Source organism: Paraburkholderia sp. EG304, from assembly GCF_046543485.1.
GTDB lineage: Bacteria > Pseudomonadota > Gammaproteobacteria > Burkholderiales > Burkholderiaceae > Paraburkholderia > Paraburkholderia youngii.
Window position 1 is genome coordinate 1 of the sequence record NZ_JBKGUA010000220.1, and the last position, 1,290, is coordinate 1,290.

1 pseudogene is annotated in these 1,290 nt (G+C 62.2%); it reads right to left on the reverse strand.

Going from position 1 to position 1,290, the window contains the following annotated elements:
* Positions 1–122: 122 nt before the first annotated feature.
* Positions 123–1,172 (reverse strand): annotated as a pseudogene (locus ACLFKU_RS43465) (methyl-accepting chemotaxis protein); the annotation flags it as partial.
* Between the last annotated feature and the right edge of the window lie 118 nt (positions 1,173–1,290).

The window sequence follows — 1,290 nt, forward strand, 5'->3', positions numbered from 1 at the left end:
GCAAAACGCCCGCGTGCAATGCCCGCAAGGGCCAAAAACCAAAGGATGACGGTCGGCTTCACGACCTGAACACCTCTACATCGCCGACACGTCGCAAATTCAGCTGCTTGTTCAGCGTAGCCCTAAGAAGTGACCAGATATCCGTCCGACACCTTGAACACATCCACCGCGCGCTTGAGAAGCACGGCCTGTTCGCTCATCGACTGGGCGGCCGCCGTGGCCTGCTCGACGAGCGCCGCGTTTTGCTGCGTGACCTGGTCCATCTGGACCACCGCCGAATTTACTTGCTCGATGCCCTTGTGCTGTTCGTCCGAGGCGGCGGCGATCTCGCCCATCAGATCCGCCACGCGGCGCACGGCGGACACCACTTCGTTGATCGTCCGGCCGGCCTCGTCCACGTGTTCGGTGCCGGCGGTCACGTGATCCACCGACTCGTTGATGAGGTCCTTGATCTCCTTCGCGGCGGTGGCGGCGCGCTGCGCCAGGTTGCGCACTTCGCTCGCGACCACCGCGAAGCCGCGCCCCTGTTCGCCGGCCCGTGCGGCCTCCACGGCCGCGTTGAGTGCGAGAATATTGGTCTGGAATGCGATGGATTCGATCGTGGCGGTAATGTTGGCGACTTTCGTCGAGCTGTTCGAAATATCACGCATCGTGTGAACCACGCGCCCCACCACCTCGCCGCCGCGCGCAGCGATTTCGGATGCGTGGGCCGCGAGCGTGTTGCCCTGTCTCGCGCTTTCGGTGTTGTGACGAACCGTCGACGTCAGCTGTATCATGTTCGCCGCGCTTTCTTCGAGTGACGCAGCTTGTTCTTCCGTTCGCGAACTGAGGTCCGTGTTGCCGGCAGCAATCTGCGCCGAACCCGTGGAAATGGTTTCCGCTCCCGTGCGAATCCGGGCAACCATGCTGGCCAGGCTGCTGTTCATCGCTTTCAGCGCCTGCATTAGCTGGCCGGTTTCGTCCGTGGTGGCCACTTCGATATGACTCGTGAGATCCCCGTCGGCCACGCGATTCGCCAGGGCCAGCGCATTACGGAGCGGCCCCGTGATGCGGCGTACCACAATACTGGACAAGACGATCGCGATGAGGAGCATCATGCCGAGCAGTCCGACCTGGACCAGCATCGCGCGATGCACGCGGTTCGAGCGCAGGTCGAGTTGTGCCTTAAGGCTACGCTGAACAAGCAGCTGAATTTGCGACGTGTCGGCGATGTAGAGGTGTTCAGGTCGTGAAGCCGACCGTCATCCTTTGGTTTTTGGCCCTTGCGGGCATTGCACGCGGGCGTTTTGC